Origin of the sequence: Paenibacillus camerounensis (assembly GCF_000723885.1) — a bacterium.
GTDB classification, from domain to species: Bacteria; Bacillota; Bacilli; order Paenibacillales; family Paenibacillaceae; genus Paenibacillus_AQ; species Paenibacillus_AQ camerounensis.
The window spans coordinates 133160-152166 of sequence record NZ_CCDG010000078.1; the positions used below are offsets into that span (position 1 = coordinate 133160).

At 51.4% G+C, this 19007-nt stretch carries 18 protein-coding genes; 16 read left to right on the forward strand and 2 right to left on the reverse strand.

The features are described 5' to 3' along the window. Nucleotides 1-16: 16 nt before the first annotated feature. The 7 genes from BN3772_RS25880 (at nucleotide 17) to BN3772_RS25905 (ending at nucleotide 8041) form a co-directional block, all read left to right on the forward strand. Nucleotides 17-898: a carbohydrate ABC transporter permease gene (locus tag BN3772_RS25880; RefSeq protein ID WP_042203205.1), complete on the forward strand. Its 882-nt coding sequence runs from the start codon at nucleotides 17-19 to the stop codon at nucleotides 896-898. Between the two features lie 64 nt (nucleotides 899-962). Continuing rightward, on the forward strand, nucleotides 963-2573 hold the full coding sequence (locus BN3772_RS25885; RefSeq protein WP_042203206.1) for an ABC transporter substrate-binding protein: 1611 nt from the start codon (nucleotides 963-965) through the stop codon (nucleotides 2571-2573). A 3-nt stretch (nucleotides 2574-2576) separates the two neighbouring features. Next, nucleotides 2577-2711, forward strand: coding sequence for a hypothetical protein (locus BN3772_RS31605; protein ID WP_280114398.1), 135 nt, complete (start codon nucleotides 2577-2579; stop codon nucleotides 2709-2711). Nucleotides 2712-2753: 42 nt separating this feature from the next. After that, complete coding sequence (locus BN3772_RS25890; RefSeq protein ID WP_042203207.1) at nucleotides 2754-3911, forward strand: glycoside hydrolase family 88 protein; 1158 nt, start codon at nucleotides 2754-2756, stop codon at nucleotides 3909-3911. Between the two features lie 57 nt (nucleotides 3912-3968). Further along, nucleotides 3969-5594 (forward strand): glycoside hydrolase family 43 protein, encoded by a 1626-nt coding sequence (locus tag BN3772_RS25895; protein ID WP_042203209.1) that lies wholly within the window; start codon nucleotides 3969-3971, stop codon nucleotides 5592-5594. Further along, nucleotides 5581-6942: a glycoside hydrolase family 28 protein gene (locus tag BN3772_RS25900; protein WP_244444839.1), complete on the forward strand. Its 1362-nt coding sequence runs from the start codon at nucleotides 5581-5583 to the stop codon at nucleotides 6940-6942. Before BN3772_RS25895 ends, BN3772_RS25900 begins: the two co-directional genes overlap by 14 nt. Before the next feature lie 58 nt (nucleotides 6943-7000). After that, entirely contained in the window at nucleotides 7001-8041 is a 1041-nt protein-coding gene (locus tag BN3772_RS25905; protein WP_042203210.1) for a dienelactone hydrolase family protein, read from the forward strand. Nucleotides 8042-8141: 100 nt separating this feature from the next. Here BN3772_RS25905 and BN3772_RS25910 read toward each other — a convergent pair whose 3' ends face one another. Further along, entirely contained in the window at nucleotides 8142-9026 is an 885-nt protein-coding gene (locus BN3772_RS25910) for a LysR family transcriptional regulator (protein ID WP_042203211.1), read from the reverse strand. 105 nt (nucleotides 9027-9131) lie between these two features. Here BN3772_RS25910 and zwf point away from each other — a divergent pair, with 105 nt between their 5' ends. From zwf to BN3772_RS25940, 6 genes are all read left to right on the forward strand, one after another. Beyond that, entirely contained in the window at nucleotides 9132-10643 is a 1512-nt protein-coding gene (gene zwf, locus BN3772_RS25915) for a glucose-6-phosphate dehydrogenase (protein ID WP_042203212.1), read from the forward strand. A 113-nt stretch (nucleotides 10644-10756) separates the two neighbouring features. Further along, complete coding sequence (gene fsa / locus BN3772_RS25920; protein ID WP_042176891.1) at nucleotides 10757-11425, forward strand: fructose-6-phosphate aldolase; 669 nt, start codon at nucleotides 10757-10759, stop codon at nucleotides 11423-11425. A gap of 33 nt (nucleotides 11426-11458) precedes the next feature. Continuing rightward, nucleotides 11459-12877: an NADP-dependent phosphogluconate dehydrogenase gene (gene gndA, locus BN3772_RS25925; RefSeq protein ID WP_042203213.1), complete on the forward strand. Its 1419-nt coding sequence runs from the start codon at nucleotides 11459-11461 to the stop codon at nucleotides 12875-12877. Nucleotides 12878-12996: 119 nt separating this feature from the next. Next, entirely contained in the window at nucleotides 12997-13998 is a 1002-nt protein-coding gene (locus tag BN3772_RS25930; protein WP_042203214.1) for an ROK family protein, read from the forward strand. Between the two features lie 116 nt (nucleotides 13999-14114). Further along, nucleotides 14115-14495, forward strand: a complete 381-nt coding sequence (locus tag BN3772_RS25935) for a VOC family protein (RefSeq protein ID WP_042203215.1) — start codon at nucleotides 14115-14117, stop codon at nucleotides 14493-14495. Between the two features lie 50 nt (nucleotides 14496-14545). Next, nucleotides 14546-15763, forward strand: a complete 1218-nt coding sequence (locus BN3772_RS25940) for an MFS transporter (protein WP_042203217.1) — start codon at nucleotides 14546-14548, stop codon at nucleotides 15761-15763. Nucleotides 15764-15988: 225 nt separating this feature from the next. Here the strand turns inward: BN3772_RS25940 and BN3772_RS25945 are convergent, their stop codons facing one another. Then, a complete protein-coding gene (locus tag BN3772_RS25945) occupies nucleotides 15989-16624 on the reverse strand; it encodes a LysE family translocator (RefSeq protein ID WP_086074761.1) in 636 nt (211 codons plus the stop codon). Nucleotides 16625-16798: 174 nt separating this feature from the next. On the opposite strand from BN3772_RS25945, the gene BN3772_RS25950 reads away from it, so the two are divergent. The 3 genes from BN3772_RS25950 to BN3772_RS25960 all read left to right on the forward strand — a co-directional run bounded on the left by BN3772_RS25950 (nucleotide 16799) and on the right by BN3772_RS25960 (nucleotide 18964). Continuing rightward, on the forward strand, nucleotides 16799-17251 hold the full coding sequence (locus BN3772_RS25950; protein ID WP_042203220.1) for a MarR family winged helix-turn-helix transcriptional regulator: 453 nt from the start codon (nucleotides 16799-16801) through the stop codon (nucleotides 17249-17251). 29 nt (nucleotides 17252-17280) lie between these two features. Next, nucleotides 17281-17796: a spermidine/spermine N(1)-acetyltransferase gene (gene paiA / locus BN3772_RS25955; protein WP_042203221.1), complete on the forward strand. Its 516-nt coding sequence runs from the start codon at nucleotides 17281-17283 to the stop codon at nucleotides 17794-17796. 130 nt (nucleotides 17797-17926) lie between these two features. Next, nucleotides 17927-18964, forward strand: coding sequence for a LacI family DNA-binding transcriptional regulator (locus BN3772_RS25960; RefSeq protein ID WP_042203222.1), 1038 nt, complete (start codon nucleotides 17927-17929; stop codon nucleotides 18962-18964). The last annotated feature ends 43 nt before the right edge of the window (nucleotides 18965-19007 follow it).

The following is a 19007-nucleotide window of genomic DNA, read 5'->3' on the forward strand; positions in this document are numbered from 1 at the left end:
GAAGTGAATTGATTACATGATTAAAGAAAGCAAAGCGGACCGGCTGCTGAAAACCATGTTCTATCTGTGCATCGGGTTGTTCTCGGTCTATTGTCTGGTGCCGTTCTGGTCCGTTATCGCCAGCTCGTTCACCTCAGAGGCATCACTTGTCAAAAACGGTTATATGTTCTGGCCGTCCGACTTCAGCCTCGAAGCCTACAAAATGATTTTTAAGGATAACACCATCTACCGGGCGTACGGGGTTACCACCTTTGTGACGGTTGTGGGCACGGTGCTGTCCATGATTTTTACAAGCGCAATGGCTTATACCCTGTCGGTAAAATCGGTCAAATACCGCAACCATCTGGCGTTCTACATTTACTTTACGATGCTGTTTCACGGCGGCCTGGTCGCTTCCTATCTGCTGATTTCGAAATACCTGGATATGAAGGATACGATCTGGGTGCTCATTATCCCCGGGATGATCAGCGCCTGGAATATGTTCCTGCTGCGTAACTTCTTCGCTTCAATTGATGATTCGATCGCTGAATCCGCCAAAATCGACGGGGCCAATGATGTCTACATCCTGTTCCGGATCATTCTGCCGATCTCGCTTCCGGCCTTGGCTACTATCGGGCTTTTCTATGCGCTGGGCTACTGGAACAAATGGTTCGACGCGGTGCTGTACATTAACGACAAGGATCTGTTTCCGCTTCAATACCTGATCCAGCGCATTATGAACAACCTCGATTACATTAACCAGATCTCGTCGGATATCAGCATCCCGAATTTCATTGCTCCGGCGATGACGGTCCGGCTGGCTACAACGGTAGTGACGATTGGCCCGATTATCTTTTTGTATCCGTTCCTGCAGAAATATTTCGTTAAAGGCTTGATGGTAGGCGCTGTAAAAGGCTAATGCTGCTTCACGGCAGTTTAGTATATGACCCTGCAAAGGGAAGAAAAGGGGATGTACGAGAAAGATGAAAACAAAACAATTAGTCCTCACCGCACTGTCTGTTACGATGGCTGCTGCTTTGACTGCCTGCGGTAACGGCAATGAAACAGTCTCGCCCGCTTCCGGTAACAATGCCGCTACAGCCGGTCAGCCGCCAAAAGCGGTTACGCTCAAGGGAATGTTGTTCGGCGATGCGCCTAAGGATCTGCCGCGCGTGCTGGAGGAGTTTGAGAAGCAGACCAAGGATACGCTGAATACCAAGCTTGAAATCCAGTGGAATCCGGTGTCCGATCATAAGCAGAAGGTGAAGCTGATGATGGCGGCGGGGGAAGAGGTTGACTTCGTCTTTGATGCCGACTTCCAGAATCTGCGGGAACTCATTCCGCAGGGGGCTTACGCGCAGCTGGACAAATACTTCAACAATGATGAATATCCGGGTCTCAAGGCGGCCTTTTCATCTGAATTTGTAGATATGAACAAACGATATGACGATCACCTGTACACCATTCCGTTTACGCAGTATTTCTATGATATTCCGGTCGTGTATATCCGCAAGGATCTCCGTGAAAAGCTGGGCTTCAGCGAGCCGATTGCCAGCTACGACGAGCTTCAGCAATTTTATGATAAGGTGCTTGAATCCGAGCAGGGTGTTACTCCGCTGGCTGTAAAGGGCAACGGCGGCTTCCAGGAAATGTTCGCACCTGACCGTAAAGAGCTCGATCATGTGCGTCCGCTGAATCTTGGCGGTATCATCTACTATGTTCATCTGTCGGATGATCTCAAGCAGGTGCAGGATGTTGTAGCCTTCGGTGACCCGGAAACAGAGTGGGCCAAGCTGCCTGAGCCGTTTAGCACGATGAAATCAGCTTTTACACAATATGATGAATGGGCGGAGTGGAGCAAATATCTGGAGAAGGATGTGCTCAGCCAAAAGGATCAGAAGGCGTACTTCATGTCCGGTAAAGCTGCGTCCTATTACGGAACCATGTCCTCCTATGCTGCTGATAAAAAAATGCTGCAGCAGACGCTTGCAGGTGCTGATCTTGAGTTCTTCGTCTTCAAGGAGCATATCCGTAACATGGAACCGGAAGCGATTTCAACCAACTATAAAGCGAATAACTCGATTGCCATTCCGGTATCCTCCAAAAATATCGACCGGACGATGAAGTTCTTTGACTGGATGTTCGCAAGCCGCGAGAATCACGATCTGTTCGAGTACGGTATTCCCGGCGTGCATTGGGAGGCAGTGGGTGATACCCAGTTCAAGCTGCTTGAGGGCTCCGAAAACTATGTATTCCCGGGCTATGAATTTACCTGGAATCCGACAATGATCCGCACGCCTGCCGATCTGGATGAAACAGCCAAGCAATATTTGGAGTATTCCGCCAAGCCGGATACGTATTATGCCGCTGTCCTCGCCAAATTCTCCTTTGATACCTCAACTGTCAAAGGCGAGTTCGCGAATGTCCAGTCCAAGGCAGATCCGTTCATTCAGACGCTGAAAGCCGGCCAGGTGAAGAACTGGGAGGCCGAAGCGGCTGCGCTTAACAAGGAGCTGAAGAACCTGGGGCTGGATACGATCCGGGGTGAAATCAAATCGCAGGTCCAGGCTTACCTGGATGCGGGCGGTCAATAAGCAATGGATCAGGAACAGCCTGCCGGGCCGGATGTCAGCCGGCAGGCTGTTTCTTTTCAAACCGGAAAAGTCCTTAAAAAAAAGCGGGAAAACCTGAAAAAGTCGCATACCAATCCCGGTACAGGTATCCTACAATGAAGTCAAATCCGCATACTAAACAGAGAAAGTAGGAAAAGAGACATGCTACAGAATAACGACCGCAATTGGGTGGATTCCGTAATCGGAAAAATTACAGCCAAGCTGGATACCGTCAGTGAAAAATCAAAACATAAAATTCCTTATACCACCGTTAACGGAACGCATGATGACAAGGCGACACAAAATGTAAGCGGCTTCGATGCCGATGGCATCTGCTGGTGGACGAACGGCTTCTGGGGCGGCATGCTGTGGCTGATGTATCATGAGACCGGCAACGGCAAATACAAGGAAATCGCCAATAGATCCGAGGAGCTGCTCGACAAGTGTTTTCAGGATTTCTACGGTCTGCATCATGACGTGGGCTTCATGTGGCTGCCTACCAGTGTTGCCAACTACAAGGTGACCAAGAATCCGGATTCCCGCAAAAGAGCGCTGCATGCCGCCAATCTGCTGGCCGGCCGGTTTAATCTGGCAGGGGGCTTCATCCGTGCCTGGAATGACCTGGACGAAGGCGATACCAGAGGCTGGGCCATCATCGACTGCATGTTCAACATTCCGCTGCTGTACTGGGCGACCGAGGAGACCGGAGACCCGCGGTTTAAACAAATTGCCATGCGGCATGCCGACACGGTCATGTCTAGCTTCGTGCGGCCGGACGGCTCCGTGCACCATATTGTCGAGTTCGATCCGTTTAACGGCGGTGTAGTCCGTACATTTGGCGGTCAGGGCTATGCGGACGGCTCCTCCTGGACCAGAGGACAGACCTGGGCGCTGTATGGCTTCATGATGAGCTATATCCATACCGGCAAAGAAGAATATCTCCAGACCGCGAAGCGGATTGCCCATTATTTCATGGCAAATATCCCGGAGGACGGTGTCATTCCGCTCGATTTCCGCCAGCCTGCTGAGCCTAAGCTTGAGGATGATACGGCTGCGGCCATTGCCGCCTGCGGATTAATTGAGATTGCGAAGGCTGTAGGAGAGCTGGAGCGTGAGCTGTACCTGAATGCTGCGCTTAAGCTGCTGCGGGCACTTGATGAACGTTCCGACTGGTCGGACGAGAATGACTGCATCATTCAAAGAGGATCTGAGGCTTATCACAAGCCGCGCAACCAGCATCATCATGCGATTATTTACGGGGACTATTATTTCATGGAAGCCATGTTCAAGCTGAAGGGGAATGACCTGTATTTGTGGTAGAAAAGCCAGACAAAGCGGGCAGACCCGACTCTAATGCAAAGTGAGGATATCTATACTATGAGCCACATGATCAAGAACCCGGTCCTGCGGGGCTTCAATCCCGATCCGTCCATCCTGCGGGTCGGGGATGATTATTATATCGCTACCTCCACCTTCGAATGGTTCCCGGGCGTGCAGATTCATCATTCCCGGGATCTGGTCCACTGGGAACTGATCACCCGTCCGCTTAACCGGGTCTCCCAGCTGGACCTGCGCGGCATCGGCGCTTCCCAGGGGATCTGGGCGCCATGCCTGACTTATGATAACGGCACGTTCTATCTCATTTACACTATAGTGAATTCCTTTTATGTCAAAATGTACGACACACCCAATTATCTGGTTACCGCGGCGGATATCCGCGGTGAGTGGTCTGAGCCGGTCTACCTGAACAGCTACGGGTTCGATCCGTCGCTGTTTCATGATGAAGACGGCCGTAAGTACATCGTAAGCATGGTAACCGATCACCGGGTAACGAAACGCTACAGAGGGCATCTTGTCATCCAGGAGTATTCTGCTGAGGAGCAGAAGATGATTGGTGAGCCTGTAACCATCTATGCGAGCCAGGATACCTATCTGGAGGGTCCGCATATTTATAAGCGGGGCGGCTATTATTACCTGTTCGCGGCGGATACCGGAACAGGGGAAGGCCACGGCCAGAGCATGCTGAGAGCCAGAGAGCTGTTCGGGCCTTACGAGGCTTACGAGGGCAATTCCCTGATGACCTCAAGGGACAATCCCGGGCTGCCGCTGCAGAAAGCGGGCCACGGTGATCTGGTCGAAACCCGGAACGGGGAGTGGTACATGGTGCATTTATGCGGCCGTCCCTTAGAGAACCGTACGGAAAAAGGAGAGCGGAAATATACACTCGGGCGTGAAACGGCGCTGCAAAAGGTAGAGTGGACCGAAGACGGCTGGCTGCGCCTGGCGAACGGCTCGGTGCTGCCTGATGCCGAGGTAGAAGCTCCTGACCTGCCGCTGCACCCGTTCCCGGTGAAGCCGGCAAGGGATGATTTTGACGGTGCTGAGCTGGATATCAGCTTTCAGTCCCTGCGGGTTCCGCTTGACGCCACCTTCTATTCCCTGAGTGAACGGCCCGGTTATCTGCGGCTGTACGGCCGCGAAGGGCTTGGCTCGAAGTTCCGGCAGAGCCTGATTGCGAGGCGCTGGGAGGAGCATCGCTTCACGGCAGCGGCAGCGCTTGAATTCGAGCCCTCCGGCTTCAAGCAGATGGCCGGCCTGATTCTGATCTATGATACCCAGAACTATTACTATCTCCATGTCACGCATCATGAGGACCTGGGACGGTGCATCAGCATTCTCTCCGCCGTTAACAACAGCTATTCGGAGCCTGCCGGGTATGTACCGCTGCCGGATAACGCAAAGCGGATTCTGCTGCGGGCTGAGGTCGATTATGACAAGCTTCAGTTCTCCTATTCTGTAGCTGGAGAAGACGGATATAAGGTTATCGGACCAGTGCTTGATGCAAGTTCTTTGTCTGACGAAGCCTGCCAGGAGGGCTGGTTCACCGGGTCCTTTGCCGGCATCTGCTGCCAGGATTTAACCGGCTTCCGCCAGCCGGCCGATTTTGATTATTTTGAGTATTATAACAGGGAGCAGGCGGGCTCTGCTAATGGCCATGACTGATATTTTTGATGTGAAGCGGTACGGCGCCGCTGGCGACGGGTTAACGGCGGATACCCGTGCAATCCAGCAGGCCATTGATGAATGCTATGGGTCCGGCGGCGGGACTGTCGTGCTAAGCGGCGGAACGTTTGTTTCGGGGACGATTGTCCTTAAATCGAATGTGAACCTGCACGTCAATCCTTCCGCAGTGCTGCTTGCCAGCCCGGATATCCGCGATTTTGCGGAGGACACACACTATAACCGCTATATTAATGAGAAGGATATGGACAGATGCTTCATCTATGCGGAGGATGCCGTCAATGTCAGCATTACCGGACAGGGCGAGATTAACGGCAACGCCGAGAAATTCCCTAATGAGGGCAGTATTTACCGGCCGATGATGATGCGTTTTCTGCGCTGCAGCAACATTCATGTCACCGGACTGAGACTTTATAACTCGACTGCCTGGACGACCGCCTTTCTGGATAGTGAGAACATCTGGTGTGAAAAGCTCGATATCAGGAACGATAAAAAATACAACGGTGACGGATTGGATTATGACGGCTGCAGGAATGTGTTCATTTCGGACTGTAAAATCCTCGGTACCGATGATAATCTCTGTCTTCAAGCCGGCAGTAAGGATTATCCGATGAAAAATGTGCATATCGTCAACTGTCATTTCACTTCAATCTGCGCCGGTATCCGGATCGGGCTGAAGTCCATCGGGGATATTTCGAATGTCACGATCCATAACTGCACCTTTGAAAATGTCTGGCGGGAAGGAATCAAAATCGAGTGCACAGAGGGCGGCAGCATCAGCGATATCGTGGCCTCCGGACTGGTCATGCGGAATGTATCCCGTCCCGTCTTTATTCTGCTGAATAATCGGCTTGAAAATATCGGCTCCTCCATCGGCCTGGAGCACATGCCGGAGATCGGCTCGCTTGAACGGATTGTGCTGTCAGATATCATCGCCACTGACGATGAAGAGATGTACAAGACCCATTACCGGTTCACAGATGACATTATGGGCAGCCCGTCCTTTAACGGTATCCGCATTGATGCGTGCAGGGAGCATCCGATCCGCGATCTGACCCTTAGAAATATCATATATACTTGCGCGGGCGGTGTACAAAAAACAGATATCCCTGCTGCTTACCCGCAGGTCCATGATATGCGGCTGGAGCATCCGGAGGCAGCTGCAGAGAATTACTATCCCGACTGGAGCCGGACCACCTTCATGGATATCCGGAATGTGGAGCGGCTTACCGTGGACGGAATCAGATTCCATGCGCTGCGGGAGGATACACGGGAATCCTATATAATAGAAGGAAGTAATACGCTTAAGCAGGATATTATGGAATATTAGCTGCGTCAAGACCGTGACCGGGCAGCATAGTGACAGCTGATAGAGGATGAGAATGGGAATGGATTATACAACGGATGCTTATATAAAAGCCTTGTATCAACGGACAGAAGCGGCGAGAAACAACCGGGATTTATGCCTGACACGGGACGAACAGCGGGATTGGCTGATGGGCAGACTGAAACAGGCACTGGGAGAGTTCCCGGAGGCTTCAGCTCCACTTAATCCTGTGCTGCTGGAGCGGGTTGAATACAAAGATTGTATTCTGGAGCGTATTTCTTATTCCACTGAGGAAACGCTTCATGTGCCCGTTATCGTGCTGGTTCCCAAGACTGGCAGCGGGCCGTGGCCGGCTGTAGTGGCCTGCCACGGACATGGCAACGGACAGCTGGATGCCGCCGGACTGAACTCGGATTACCGGGAATTAGAGGAGCCGGGTATACACAACCGGTTCGCAGTTCAGCTTGTCAGGCAGGGGATGATCGTCGTGATCCCTGAGATCCTGGGTTTTGGGGTGCGCCGGGTCGCAGAGGAGATGAAGAACAGTTCCAGCCCAAGCTCCTGCAGCACCCTGGTCTCACAGCTAATGTTATTCGGCAGGACGCTGGCCGGTATGAGAATCTATGAAGCGATGCGGGCAGTTGATTATCTCTCGATGCGGCCGGATTGTGATTCTTCCCGGACCGGGATATTCGGCTTCTCCGGAGGCAGTCTCATTGCGGCCTATGCCGCCGCGCTGGATGAACGGATCACAGCAGCTGTGCTGTGCGGCTGGACGAACACCTTTGGAGGCAGCATATTGGCTATGCATCATTGTATCGACAATTACCTGCCCGGGATCTTGCAGGCTGCCGAGCAGCCGGAGCTGGTTGGCTTAATCGCCCCCAGGGCACTGTTCATCGAATCGGGCGTCCATGATCCGATCTTCCCTGTGCAGCACGTGCATTCTGCCCTTTCCCGGTTGCAGCAGATATATTCGGCCCGGGCTGCCGAATCCCGGCTGTCCTATGATCTTCACCCTGGCAGCCATGAGATTTCCGGAAAGCTCTCCGTGCCGTGGCTGTACCGGATGCTGACCACAGAGGCTGTAAATCCGGGTTAATTATTGGACTTCTGCCAACGCTAAGTTCCATATGGAATCACAAAACAGACTCAGCTGACCCAAGGCTGAGTCTGTTTATTCTGCAATTAACCTTAACGCCTCACACCGTTCCTGTAATCTCAATAAACTTACTTGCTGCCGTAGTCAGCGGCATGTTGCGTCTGGTCATAATACCCACCTGGGCCGGAGGGAGCTGGACATCCAGCTTAATCTCGAACAGCGAGCCTTCCTCTAATTCCTTGGAGACAAACTCGCGGGTTACGAAGGAGATACCGAGTCCTTTGCGGGCAAATTCAATCAGCAGTCCGACACTGCCGACTTCAATTTCCGGCTTAAGCTCATAGCCGTAGCCCCGGAACAGGTCGCTTACTGCTGCACGGGCACGGCTTCTGCGGGAAAAGAGGATGATCGGGTAGCGCAGAAGCTCCCCGATGGTAAGCACCTTTTCGTTCAGCTCCGGATAATGGCTGCTGCCTGCCACGAAGCAGTCCTGCAGCTGCAGACCCTGCCATACTTCGAGCTGGGGATCGGCAATCGGAATGCGGACGACGCCCAGGTCGACCTGGCCCTCTTTTAGATAAGAGATGACTTCCGGGGTAGTTCCGTGGATCAGGTGCAGCCGGATGCCGGGGTAACGCTGGTGAAAGGTTTCAATAAAGGGCAGCAGGTAATGCTTGAACAGGGAGTCACTTCCGCCGATGCGCAGCTCTCCGTTATCGAGATTTTTGAGCTCGGCCATTTTTTTCTCCGCCTGGGTGATGAGGATATGCGACTGCTCAATGTAGGAGTAGAGCACGGCTCCCTCCGGGGTAAGGGTAACGCCTTTGGAATTGCGGTTAAACAGGGTAAGACCGAAGCTGTCCTCGAGCTGCTTGATGGCATGGCTGACGCTCGGCTGGGTGATAAACAGCACTTTGGCAGCCTGAGAGAGGCTTCCTGTTTTGGCAGCCCAATAAAAAACCTTATATAATTCGAAATTGTTCATAGACACAGTCTATAGCTCCTGTACAATATATTAATTACTTGTATAGCTCGTATTTGTATTATAGTGGAACAAGGAAAGATAAACCATAGCAGAAGGAGAATCGAGATGGAGGCGACCACATTTGTTTTATTCGGAGCAACAGGAGATCTGGCCCGCAGAAAAATATACCCTGCACTCTACAACCTGTTTCTCGACAACAAGCTTCATGAATCCTTCGCTGTAATTGGACTCGGCAGAAGAGAAGTTGCTGATGAAGCTTACCAGGCCATGGTGGAGCGCTCGCTCCGGGATTTCTCCCGGCGTGAGGTGAAGGACACAGCGTCCGTACGCAGCTTCCTGAAGGCCTTCCGATATAATGTGCTGGATGTCGGGCACACTGAAGATTATGTGAATTTGCTTGAACGGGTAGAGCAGCTGGAGACAGGCATGGGCAGTGCTCCTAACCGGATGTTCTACTTATCGGTAGGGCCGGAGTTCTTTGAGCCGATTGCCCTTAACATTGAAGCCAGCGGCCTCGGCGCAGCGAAAGGCTGGAAACGGCTTGTCATTGAGAAGCCGTTCGGGCATGATCTGCAGTCAGCGCAGGAGCTGAATCTGACGCTCAGCAAAGCTTTTACCGAAGAAGAGATTTACCGGATTGACCATTACCTGGGCAAGCCGATGGTGCAGGAGCTGGATGTGTTCCAGCAGACTAACCCGGTGCTGCACGCGCTCTGGAACAACCGCTATATTGCCAATGTTCAGATTACCGCTGCCGAAACGGTCGGAGTGGAGGAAAGAGCAGGTTATTATGATCATGTTGGCGCACTGCGGGACATGTTCCAGAACCATATGCTTCAGCTGCTGATGATGCTTGCGATCCGCCTGCCGAAGGACAGCTCTGCGGACGAGGTCCGCTTCAAGAAAAAAGAAGTGATGGAAGCCCTCGAACCGCTGGATGAGAGTAATATCGAAGCCAGTGTTATCCGCGCCCAATACACCGCTGGTGCAATTAAAGGCTTAGCTGTTCCAGGCTACCGTTCTGAAGCAGGTATTTCCGCAGGTTCGGTGAACGATACGTTTATTGCCGCCAGACTGCAGATTGATGATCCGTTCTGGAAGGGTGTTCCCTTCTATATCCGGACAGGCAAGCGCATGAAGGAGAAGTCTACACGGATTGTCATCGAATTCAAAGAGCCGCTGAAGCAGAGCTCAACTGTAGAAGAGGATGATATTCCTAATCTGCTGGTGTTCGAGATCAGCCCGAATGAAGGCATTACTTTGCAGCTGAAGGCCAGAGATCCGCGGAACAAAGGCAAGTTCAAGGCCGTTCATGTCGACTTCCATACCAGCTCCATTGAGGTGCCGGAGGCGTATGAGAACCTGATCTATGATGCGCTGCAAGGCGACCCGTCATTCTTTGCCCACTGGAATGAGGTTGAGCTGTCCTGGAAATGGGTGCAGCCGATCCTTAACGCTTTTGCAGGTAATTCTGTGCCGTTGTATTCTTATGCTGCAGGTTCACACGGACCGGCTGAGTCTGACCAGCTGCTGGCGCAGGACGGCCATCACTGGTGGCTGGATGCCCCGGTTGACGCGGAAAGCGAAATAGCTCTGCCGGATGCTTCAAATTTTTAAAACGAATATTGATAAAAATGAACTTGAAGTATACCAAATTAGGGAAGAATACTCCTTATAGATTGCCAAAAGTTCATTTCATATAGTTCAACTACAAACTGGAGGTTACCACAATGAAATTTTTTATCGACACAGCAAATGTAGAAGATATCAAAAAAGCATACAAGATCGGAGTCCTGTCCGGGGTTACCACCAATCCGTCGCTTGTTGCCAAAGAGGGCGTTAAATTTGAAGACCGCATTGCCGAAATTCTCCAGACTGTACCTGAAGTAGAATCCGTATCCGCTGAAGTAACACCTGACGCTGTAACTGCAGAGCAGATGATTGCCGAGGCCGATGAGCTGATCAAGATCAATAATTATGATAAAAATATTACGATCAAGCTGCCGATGACTCTCGCGGGTCTTGAAGCCTGCCGTTACCTGACCCAAAAAGGCGTAAAAACGAACGTAACGCTAATCTTCACCGTGAACCAGGCGCTGCTGGCTGCCCGTGCAGGTGCTACTTATGTATCGCCGTTCCTCGGACGTCTTGATGATATTTCTGAGGATGGCGTTCAGCTGATTGTAAAAGTTGCCGAGCTGTTCCGCATTCACAAGCTGGACGCTCAGATTATCGCTGCTTCCGTCCGTCATCCGGATCACGTTACCCGTGTAGCCATGGCTGGTGCGCATATTGCCACTATTCCGTTCAGCGTAATTGAGCAGATCTCCAAGCACCCGCTGACTGATCAGGGTATGGAGAAGTTCGCTGCCGACTGGAAGAAGGCTCCGCAGGTTTAATAATCCGGAATATGAAAGGAAGGTCTATCAAAGATGAGTAAACAGCAGATCGGAGTAGTCGGCTTAGCCGTTATGGGTAAGAACCTGGCTATGAATATGGAGAGCAAGGGCTTTTCGGTAGCCGTATATAACCGTTCGAGTGAGAAAACGAATGAGCTGCTGGCTGAAGCAGCAGGCAAAAACTTCGTCGGCGCCTACAGCGTTGAGGAATTCGTGCAATCGCTGGAGCTGCCGCGCAAAATCATGATTATGGTCAAAGCCGGCAAGCCGACGGATGATACGATTCAGCAGCTGGTACCGTTCCTTTCGCCGGGCGATATTCTGATTGACGGCGGCAACGCGTTCTTCCCTGACACACAGCGCCGTAACAAGGAGCTGCACGCTCAGGGCTTCCGCTTCATCGGTGCCGGGGTATCCGGCGGTGAAGAGGGCGCACTGAAAGGGCCGGCAATTATGCCGGGCGGACAGCAGGATGCCTATGAGCTGGTAGAACCGATTCTGACAGCTATTTCCGCAAAAGTGGACGGCGACCCGTGCTCGACCTACATCGGGCCGGACGGTGCGGGACACTATGTCAAAATGGTCCACAACGGCATCGAGTACGGCGATATGCAGCTGATCGGCGAAGCTTACCAGCTGCTGAAGGATGTGCTGGGGCTTGATACCGCTGAGCTGCATGAGATCTTTGCTGAATGGAACCGCGGCGAGCTGAGCAGCTATCTGATCGAGATCACAGCCGACATCTTCGCCAAGGCAGACCCTGAGACGGGCAAGCCGATGGTCGATGTTATCCTTGATTCCGCCGGCCAGAAGGGTACTGGTAAATGGACCAGCCAGAACGCGCTGGATCTAGGCGTGCCGCTGTCTATTATCACCGAATCCGTCTTTGCCCGCTTCCTGTCTGCGATGAAGGAAGAGCGCGTTGCAGCCAGCAAACGCCTGCAGGGTCCTGAAGTCAAGCGCTTTGACGGGGATGCCAAGGAATTCATTGAAGCTGTCCGCAAAGCACTGTATGCCAGCAAAATCGCCTCCTACGCCCAGGGCTTCGCCCAGATGCGCGTAGCCTCAGACGAATACAACTGGAGCCTGAATTACGGAAGCATCGCTATGATCTTCCGCGGCGGCTGCATCATCCGTGCAGGCTTCCTGCAGAATATCAAGGATGCCTATGACCGTGATCCTGAACTGAAGAACCTGTTCCTCGATGAATATTTCAGTAATGTTGTCCATAACTATCAGGACGCATGGAGAGACGTAGTAGCAATTGCCGTTAAACGCGGTATTCCGGTTCCGGCGTTTGCTTCCGGTCTTGCATACTATGACAGCTACCGTTCCGCAAGACTCCCGGCCAACCTGCTGCAGGCACAGCGTGATTACTTCGGTGCACATACCTTTGAACGTGTTGACAAGCCGGGCAGTTTCCACTTCCAGTGGATGAGCCAGGGCGAATAATCTGATAGATGTAAGAAGCCCGGGTCTCTCGACCCGGGCTTCTTCCTTTTGAACGGATCAAGACTTGATATGCGCTTTTATGCTATGATCTTGTTACCACAGGCAGGAGAGAGGTTATTATGAAGAACGCAAATGCCAATCTGATGAAGGAAATCAATCTGAATAATGTGCGCCAGGTGATGAAGCGTGCAGGGACTGCTACCAAGCCGCAGCTGGCTGCGCTGACGAAGCTAAGTGTGGTAACGGTTAACTCGCTGGTTAAGGAGCTGCTGGATTCTAACGAAATTGTAGAGGACCAGACGATAGCATCCGGCAGCGGCCGGCCGGCCCTGACTTACCGGTTCAATTATGATCACAGCCAGGCGCTGGTTATTTATCTAAAGGAGAATCAGGGGCAGCGTGTCGCTTCTGCAGCTGTTATCAATCTGGAGAACCGGACTGTCAGCCAGCAGGAATATGTGCTGCCTGTCTTTGAACAGCACTATTTAGCTGAGATCATCTCCAGCTTTCTTATTGCCTGCCCGCAGGTAAAAGTAATCGGGATGGGGATTCCGGGACAGATTGTCAACGGCAGAATTGTCGTGGCCAGCCATCAGGAGCTGCAGGGAGCTGCGCTGATTGAAGAGCTGGAGCAGCAGTTTCAGCTGCCGGTTATGGTAGAGAATGATGTCAACGCTGCAGTGTTCGGCTACCAGGCTTCCCGTGGAGAAGCAGACGGGCAATGTATAACGGGGATCTACTTCCCGAAGAAGTATCCGCCCGGAATGGGCATTTATCTGAACGGCAATATCATCAGAGGCAAAAACGGTATGGCTGGAGAGATTAAATTCCTGCCTCACCGGATTGACTGGTACGCTGAAAGGAGAGAGGAAGTGCTGCTTGGGGCGGCCAGCCGGATTATCCAGAGTGTGAACGCCGTTCTTGCCCCGGATCTAATCGTGATCTACCAGGAGATAACGGCTGCAGAACACTGGCTTCATTTCTGGAACGGCTATCAGGTCCGGGAACCGATGCCTCATGTTCCTAAAGTGATCCTAAGCAATACCTTTCAGGCGGATTATGAAGCGGGAATGCGCAGATTAACCTTGCAAAAGCTTGACCCGGAAGCCATTCAATTTTAGTAATGTATTGACAAAAGGCGGAGGGGAGTGCATATTAAATAAAGACACTTTATAAAATAGTTGTAATAACGAGTTGAGGCCTTTAATTCGGAATTCATAATGGAGGAACGCTGGATATGAGAATAGAACATGTTGCTATGTATGTAGAGGATCTGGAAGCTGCCAAACAGTTTTTTGTGACCTTCTTTCAGGCTATACCCGGGGATTTGTACCATAATCCTGTTACCGGCTTACGGACATATTTTTTAAGCTTCGAGGGCGGGGCACGTCTTGAAATAATGAACAGACCAGAGATGGAACAGGCAAAAGGGCTGAAGCGTACAGGGCTCATCCACCTGGCATTCAGCGTTGGCAGCAAAACCGGGGTTGACTCGTTAACAGAGCAGTTGAAGGAAGCCGGCTATACAATTGTGAGCAGTCCCCGCACAACAGGGGATGGCTATTATGAGAGCTGTGTTCTCGGATTTGAGGATAATCAGATCGAAATTACGGTATAACGGGCAGCAGCTGCCTTTATTCTAAATTTTTAAGTTGAAAGAGGGATGGTATGGCAACCTGGTTTCTTGTAATTATTTATCTGGCCTTTATCAGTCTGGGGCTTCCCGATTCTCTGCTAGGCTCAGCATGGCCGGTCATGCAGCCTGAATTGAACACTTCATTTGATTCTGCGGGTGTAATCGCCATGATTATCGCCGCCGGCACCATTGTGTCCAGTCTGGCCAGCGGGAAGATGATCGAATGGCTGGGAACCGGTAAAGTAACATTGATCAGCTGTTTAATGACGGCAGCAGCGCTGTTAGGTTTCTCGGCGGCTCCGTCGCTAATGTGGCTGCTGCTGCTGGCGATTCCCTTGGGTCTGGGAGCCGGGTCAGTTGATGCGGCGCTCAACAACTATGTAGCAGCCCACTACAAGGCGCATCACATGAACTGGCTGCACTGCTTCTGGGGAGTAGGGGCAACAATGGGACCTATCATTATGTCCTTCTATATGGCGGGACAGGGCTCCTGGCGAGGCGGTTATGCAGCGGTTGCTGTAATTCAGTTTGCGCTGGTTGTTATTTTACTCGTAACGCTGCCGTTATGGTCCAAGATCGCTGCTGTTCATGAACACAACAAGGCTGGCGGAGAGCCGGAAACGGAACATCACAGGGAAGACACTGGTACAGCCGGAGCATCTGCCAAGACCAGGGTATTTGGGATAAAAGGGGTAAAAACAACTCTGATCGCATTTCTGTTCTATTGCGGGGTAGAGATGACCGTCGGCTTATGGGGGGCCAGCTTCCTGGTAGGAGCCCATGAGCTGGATGCACAGACGGCGGCGGCATGGATCTCCATGTATTATGGAGGGATTACTGCCGGACGTCTGATCTCAGGCTTCATCACCCTGAAGGTGAGCAATAAGCTGCTGATCCGGTCGGGACAGCTTGTTGCCCTCGCGGGCGGAGTGATTATGCTGCTGCCGCTCCCGGATTATTGTCTGCTGGTCGGCCTGATTCTGATCGGTCTTGGGCTGGCTCCGATTTATCCGGGGCTGCTGCATGAGACGCCCGCACGCTTCGGCAAGGAAAATTCTACACGGCTCATGGGCTATCAGATGGCTGTAGCGTATACAGGAACTACTTTGCTGCCGCCGTTATTCGGTTTTATTGCAGCAAAGACTACCGTAGCCATTTTCCCGTTCACAGTCCTGCTGTTCCTGGGCCTGATGTTTATAAGTGCGGAAAATGTTAACCGGGTAATCCGTGCCAAGCGGACCGGAATTTAATAATATGATTGCAGCAGGGAACCCTTGCCGGGTCATCCGTGAAATTACGGAAGCTGACCGGAAATGTTATTTCAAGGACAGAGAGTTTGATGTCGGGGATTATTAGTAGGCCTGATGCTTTAGCCTGGCTTAGCTGGTATGGGATATGCTGTCCCGGCTGCCGGCGGCAGTCAAAGGGGCTGATTACACGCTGCTACACAGCTTGTGATCAGCCCCTTAATTTTTTTAACCGATATACGACCAAAGCGCTTTAAAGAATTCATAAGCAAAATAGAGCGAGAAACCGATTAGAAGAATGCCGGCAATTACCGAGACCAGTCTGATCATGCTGCGGCTCATTACTTTTCGTGTGACGGAGACGATTGAGAGCAGCCCGACATCATGAATCAGAATACCGCTTAATATCCCGCTTGCCGCGATAGCAAAGCTGCCTATATTGGCAGAGCTATAAGAATCAGAGAGAACAGCTCCGAACACGGATACCCAGAAAATCAGATTACCTGGCGATACAGCCACCAGCAGACCGTTGCGGTATGTACTCCAGAAGGATTTTGTGGTTTTTTCGTCTGCCGGCGTTATATCCTTATCCGCATTCCGGATGGAATCGTAGCCCAGATAAGCCAGAAAGCCTGCTCCTATAATCCACAGCGGAATCTGTATATAAGGAAGGGAGAGAACCGCACCAAAGCCGAGCACCATAGCGATGATTAGCGCAAAATCAATGGTCATCCCGCCCAGACCGACTGCCCAGCCGTGAATGAACCCGTTTTTCAGCCCCTGCTTAGTCATTTCTACAGTTATTGCTCCTACCGGCAAGGCAATGGCCAGGCCAATGAGGAAGTACTTCAGATAGATATCCACGACATTACCTCTCATTCTATGTAATATGTTAAAAGACATAAATATGAGTTTAAGCTAATTTTCATGCATTTACAAGCATTTTCCTGAAACAAGCAAGTTTATGTTGTAAATACAACATAAATAGTGTAACCTTGATAAAAACCGCAGTACAGCCAAAGAACAGGAGCTGCCGCCATGAAAGAGATTCTGCGTGAAATCGGGATGATAGCCAGAGCCCTGGATTCAATCAGCAATATAGAATTTAAAGAATTTGATCTGACGAAGGGGCAATACCTTTACCTTGTCCGCATCTGTGAGCATCCGGGTATCATCCAGGAGAAGGTAGCGGAGATGCTCAAGGTGGACCGTACAACGGCAGCCCGGGCAATTCAGAAGCTGGAGCGGAACGGACTTGTGGAGAAGAGGGATGATCCGCACAACAGGAAGATCAACCTGCTGTTTCCCACTGCCAAGGGTGAGCAGGTTTTTCCTTTTATCCTGAGGGAACACGCGCATTCGGACAACGTTGCTCTGGCGGGATTATCCGAAACGGAGACAGATGTCTTGTTTCAGCTGTTGCAGCGGGTCAGACATAATGTGGAAATGGACTGGGAGTCAGTAAAGAAGGGCAATAAACGCGAATATTGATTAGACAAAGCAAAGGGGCCGCTAACGAAATGAATATTACGATAAAAAAATGTATCCTGGACGATCTGCATTTACTTCAAGCCCTTAGTATTGAAACCTTCGATGAGACCTTCAAAGACCAGAATTCTCCGGAGGTTATGAAGGCATATCTGGATAAGGCCTTTTCTGTGGAAAAGCTGGAGCAGGAGCTGGCGTGTCCGGGCTCAGCATTCTTTTTCACTATGGTAAACGGAGAGCCTGCCGGCTATCTGAAGCTGAACATCAATGAAGCCCAGTCGGATGAAATGGGAGCGGATGCCCTCGAAATTGAGAGAATCTACATCAGCAGCAGGTATCATGGGCAAGGGCTGGGCAAGCACTTGATAAACCATGCACTGGTTAACGCAGCTCGGCATAACAAAGGCCGGGTATGGCTGGGAGTATGGGAGAATAACGGTCCGGCAATCGGCTTTTATGAAAAAATGGGCTTTGTCCGCACGGGAACGCATATCTTTCAGATGGGCGATGAAGCACAGACCGATCTGATTATGGAAAAAGTGCTGTAAAAGCCGGAATTACTGTAATGAAAGGGCTTGCGGAAAGGCAGATGATATGGTAAGTTTTAGGAGTAACAATAAATCTAAACGTTTAAATGGCTAAAGGACGATGGTTCGGAGGCTTAGACAGGAGAAGCCTATGAGGAAAACCAGCATCAAAGACATTGCACTTAAGGCCAATGTTTCCATTGCTACCGTCTCTTATGTGCTCAACGGAACCCGGAATGTGCGTCCTGAGACTCACAGAAGGGTAACTGAGGCCATAGAAGAACTGAATTATAAGCCCAATGATATTGCCAAGAGCCTGAAACGCAACCGGACGAATACAATTGGGGTAATTGCCGAGGATATCACGGTGTTCAATGCACCGGAGATTATCGACGGTATCAATGATTACGGAGACCGGCATGAACTGCAAATCCTGCTCGTCAATCTCCGGCTGGATAAACGGATTGGCCGCAATTTCGGCGATACGGACGTTTACCGCAAATATGCCGAGAATGCCGTCTCCGAGCTGCTCCGCAAGCAAGTGGACGGAATCATTTATATCGGTGTACACACCCGCGATTTGACCGGACTGATTGATGTTGAAGGCAAGCCTATTGTGTATACCTACGGCTATACGCAAGACAACTTATCCATCCAGTTTAATGATGAACAGGCTTCCTACGAAGCGATGGCTTATCTGGTCAGCAAGGGACACCGGCGGATCGCGATAATCAGCGGTCTGATGGACTCTATTCCTTCCAGACACCGGCTGAAGGGCTATTACCGGGCTGTCACTGAATTCGAGCTTCCGTTCGATCCCTTGCTGATCAAGATGGGGGACTGGGAGCGCGATTCAGGCTACCGGCTGACCGGAGAGCTGCTTGACCTGCCCGAGCCGCCTACGGCCATTTTGTCGATGAATGATGTTATGGTCGTTGGTGTACTGCAGATGGCGGGCGAACGCGGTGTCAGCATACCCGGTGAGCTGTCGGTCATCGGCTTTGATAACCGCGAATTCAGTGACTATCTGCAGCCGAGCATTACCACGATGGGCTTACCGCTGCACGAGATGGGCTTTCAGGCAATGGAATCGCTATATCAGCTGATCAATGGGAATCAGGTTCATGAGCTTAAGATGCCTGAATGCCGGCTGATTGAGCGCAGCTCCGTGAAAGACCTGCACAGATGATGTGAAACACAGACAGGAGCGGCTGTACCGTCCTGAACAGGGC